The sequence below is a fragment of the Citrobacter sp. RHBSTW-00524 genome (assembly GCF_013747755.1).
Lineage (GTDB): Bacteria > Pseudomonadota > Gammaproteobacteria > Enterobacterales > Enterobacteriaceae > Citrobacter > Citrobacter braakii.
In genome coordinates, this window is record NZ_CP056424.1 from 1 (window position 1) to 4,009 (window position 4,009).

5 protein-coding genes are annotated in these 4,009 nt (G+C 36.9%); 3 read left to right on the forward strand and 2 right to left on the reverse strand.

Annotated features, from left to right (window positions below; all coding sequences use genetic code 11):
* Positions 1-520: 520 nt before the first annotated feature.
* Both HV229_RS26085 and HV229_RS26090 read left to right on the forward strand, forming a co-directional pair.
* The gene (locus HV229_RS26085) at positions 521-1,387 is read left to right on the forward strand and encodes a replication initiation protein (protein ID WP_181547853.1); all 867 of its coding nucleotides are present in this window, start codon (positions 521-523) and stop codon (positions 1,385-1,387) included.
* Positions 1,384-1,647: a plasmid replication protein gene (locus tag HV229_RS26090; protein WP_102017747.1), complete on the forward strand. Its 264-nt coding sequence runs from the start codon at positions 1,384-1,386 to the stop codon at positions 1,645-1,647. Before HV229_RS26085 ends, HV229_RS26090 begins: the two co-directional genes overlap by 4 nt.
* Before the next feature lie 236 nt (positions 1,648-1,883).
* Here the strand turns inward: HV229_RS26090 and HV229_RS26095 are convergent, their stop codons facing one another.
* Positions 1,884-2,168: a conjugal transfer protein TraD gene (locus HV229_RS26095; RefSeq protein ID WP_079843899.1), complete on the reverse strand. Its 285-nt coding sequence runs from the start codon at positions 2,166-2,168 to the stop codon at positions 1,884-1,886.
* Entirely contained in the window at positions 2,165-2,554 is a 390-nt protein-coding gene (locus HV229_RS26100; protein ID WP_181547849.1) for a hypothetical protein, read from the reverse strand. Before HV229_RS26100 ends, HV229_RS26095 begins: the two co-directional genes overlap by 4 nt.
* Before the next feature lie 244 nt (positions 2,555-2,798).
* On the opposite strand from HV229_RS26100, the gene mobQ reads away from it, so the two are divergent.
* Positions 2,799-3,992, forward strand: a complete 1,194-nt coding sequence (mobQ, locus tag HV229_RS26105) for a MobQ family relaxase (RefSeq protein WP_181547851.1) — start codon at positions 2,799-2,801, stop codon at positions 3,990-3,992.
* The last annotated feature ends 17 nt before the right edge of the window (positions 3,993-4,009 follow it).

A 4,009-nucleotide genomic window follows, 5' to 3' on the forward strand; every position in this document is an offset into this window, starting at 1 on the left:
TCCTATATAGTAGTATCACTTAATACAACTTAATATTATTTAATACTATACTATAATATACTACATTTTTAGAGTTGTGATCCTCGCCGGTTCTATTTCCCCTTTATGTATTGCCACAGCTTCATTAACTGACTTCATAAGCATTTTAAAAAATTTACTATGCTTATTTCTTTTCCGTTTTTTCTGCACTTTCTTTTTTTTCATATATTCACCAAAAAAAATCGAATCGCCAATTTTTCTTCGAACAATACTCTTTTTTCTTTTTTTATTGTTTTTCTATCTTCGGTAATGCTTCGCACCATAGATCTGATAGTAATGCTTTGCTGCCGTATGTAAAGAACTGCCCCAACTTCGTTGGGCTGTTATCTGATATGGTTAAGGCGCACACTTGACAAATTTTTAAGATCGGTTAGAACTGGTACAGGATTGAAAAACCTATAAAAATAAAAACCCCACCCTCTGCGATTTTGTTTTGGCGACAGAAAACAGAGAGTAGGGCCAGATAAAAAGGACTGAAAAAATGATAATACAAGAAGAACATAACATCGATTTTTTTAAAAATCAAATGCCTAACAAGCCTTATTGTACAAATAACCTCGATATGGGATTAAGCATAAGGAACAAGGCAAAAGCCTTAGAAATGCTGTATTTACAGGCAAATCAGCCAGCAATCCAAACTTGCTTACTCTTTGATTTAGATAAGAAAAACTCATTCTATACATTTGAGAAGGTGGGCTTACCCATACCTCACTTTATTACAAAAACACCAAAGACAGGTCGTTGCCATTACGGGTACATGCTTAAAGCAGGTGTTTGTAAGACACAACAAGCAAGGTTGAAGCCGTTGAAGTATGCCGCTGCCGTTGAAATGGCTATGGCGAAAAAACTAAAAGCAGATCTGGGGTTTGCTGGATTGATTACAAAAAATCCACTCAATAATCACTGGTCGCCGTTCTGGTCAGGTGCTGACCTTTACGACCTGGATTATTTAGCTGATTTTGTGGACTTAGAAAAGCCTAAAATACAAGAGAAAAAAAGCGAGGCTTATGGTCTAGGTCGCAATGTTAATTTATTCGAAGACTTACGACAATATGCTTACAGAACGGTTTTAAATTTCAAAAAAATATCTACTTTCGAGAAATTCGAAAACGAACTACTATTAAAAGCGCAGGGTTTAAATACTTTTTGCAATCCACTAAATCCGTTACAATACAAAGAGTTAAAAGCAACAGCAAGAAGCATAGCCCGTTGGACCTGGAAAAATTTTGATAGCCATACATTTTCATTAATACAATCAAATAGAGGTTTAAAAAACAAAGGAAAAACTAAAAAAACCAATGTTAAAAATGAAATGTTAGACATATTAATGAGCAAGGGGGTTTTATGATCATTAATGGTAAAAAAATAAAAGCAAAAGAAATAATGGAAATGACGGGTCGTTGTGAAAGAACAGTAAGAAAATATTTTTCACAACCTCGTGAAGATTATGAACAAACAGCAATGGATCGCCGTCGCCAGGCTTACGAACTACGAAGCCAGGGGCTGAAATGGCAACAGGTAGCCGACAAAATGGGCTGTTCGTATCACGGAGCCGTTGCCCTGTATCGCCGTTATGTTGCCTTAGATATGCCTCAAAACAGCCTGTAACGACTTCTAAGCAGTTTTTCCCCCTAACCTAACCAAACCCTCCACCCCTGGGGGGATTTTTCCCCCTTTCCCCGTATCCGGGCTTGTGTCTGGATAGGTGAGGGACACTCTGGTACCAACAAATCAACAAACCCACCCAGCCACCAGAGGCCCTCTGGCAACCTTAAAACCTCCAGCCTACGGCTGGCAACCCTTCACAATGAAAAACCAGCCAAGATCGGCTGGTTTTTTATTGTTCACGGTTTACGATTTTCATTCTTCCACTCTTCTAAAATATTTAATCCTAATCGTGTGAATTCTTGTTTTTCTTCTTCGTCAAGTTCATTTATTTTACTTAACAACCCAAGAATTAAAGCCTTGTTAATTTCCTCTGGTTTTTTACCTAAAACCTTAGCCACTTCTGCACCCAGGATTATTTTTTGTCTCGTTTCTTCCCTTCGGTCCTGTCTTGCTTTTTTTGTCCTTAATGCTTGTAGTTTATTTTGCAAATCTGCGATCTGCTGTGCAGTAGATTTACTCATTTATCACCCCCAAAAATATTAAAAGCTTTTTGCATTCCTCTAATATTTGAATATTCAAAATGTTTAATAATACACTCAGCTAAAATTAATTTTTCCTTATCACTCAATTCATTTATTTTTTTAAAAACAAGGTTCTCATCCGTGTTAATGTCTTTAATGCCTTCTGTTACCTTATCCTCGACAAGAGAACTAATTGCCGAGCTAAGGTAATACTCTAACCTTTCAAAATCTTTATGCCCGTTATCAGCAAAGAACTTTTTGTTTTTTATTATTTGCCCCGTAATAACATGCCCATGCTCTATTAATATGCTTTCAGATGCCTCTAATATGTATTTAAAAACACTTTCGATTCTTGCACCTTCTGCCTCTGTTATAAGTTTATTCATAATACCCTCCTAATTATTTATTTTGTTATTTATTACCTCCATTATTTACTTTAGTCAAATATATTTTAGAATAAAATAAATAATATTTAATATTGGGCGAAGCCTGGGGTTCATTACTTATTATTTTGAGGTGCAACCGAAAAAATAATATTAGTAATGCCCACTTACACGTCGCAAGCGACGTATGGGCCCTGCGGGGCTAAAAACCAAAATTCAAAAGACAAAAAAAAGTAAGGGGTAGACTATGGCGACATTTCATATCAGCTTTAAAAAATTACGAAGATCAGAAGGTAAATCTTCGGTTTATTTATCTGCATATCAAAACCGAGAAAAGACAAAAGATAATCGAACCGGGGCAACCTGGGATTATACAAAAAAAGAGGGATTTTTCGGCTCTGCTATCCTCTCCCCTGCCGGCACACCTGCCGAACTGGTGAAGGACTCAGGCACCCTCTGGAATGCCGTAGAGGCTGGCGAGAAGCGAAAGGATGCCGAACTATGCCGTTATCTGGACATAGCCATTCCCAAGGAGCTTGACGACGGCCAGAAGAAGCAGATCGTCCTCGATTACTGCCAAGAAAATTTCGTGGATTATGGAATGATTGCAGACATAGCATTTCATGATCTTGATAGTCATAACCCTCATGCTCATGTAATGCTAACTTTAAGAACTGTTAGCCCAAATGGATTTGGGAACAAACAAAGAGAATGGAATAATAGAGAAAACATTGAAGCCTGGCGAGTTAACTGGGAAATAATAGCAAATGACCGATTAAAAAAATATGGTCATAAATCTCGTATTGACTCCCGTTCATTAAAAGACCAAAAAGAAGAGGCAGAAAGAAAGGCTGTTTTTGCTAAAACTCAGAAAGAGAAAGCCAAGTGGATTTCAAAAACTATTGAACTGGACAGAACGCCAATGACCAGGATACACAGGCACCAATGGCGAAAAGGTCAAAAATTAAGAGCTATGGAGCAAAAAGAAAAAGCATTATTATTAAAAATAGCTAATGCAACATACTTACAGCAAACCAAACCACCTCAGCCAGAGGAAACTATGAAAATAGAGAAAAAGCCTCTTGCAAGGTCAATCATTGATAATTTAAAGGCATTATACAAAAAGACCCAGCATATATTTAAATCAAAACCTAATGTAAATAAAAATAAAAAAGAAGAAAAAGAAGATCCTCAAAATTTCGTTAGTAGTTATGTAATAAATGAATTTGGCGAACATATATTAAAGACAGAGTTAGAAACAAAACCTAAAACAGGCACAGGAACCGGAACCGGTGGAAATAATGGAGGCGGAAAAATGGGTTCAGGCTCTGGAATGTCTCCTATGAACCAACCACAACCAAAAATTGAAGAGCCTGAGCCGGAACCAATGCCGGAATTCGAAGATCAGCAACCTAAGAGGAAGAAGAAATTTGGAATGTAGTATATAGTGGTATATAT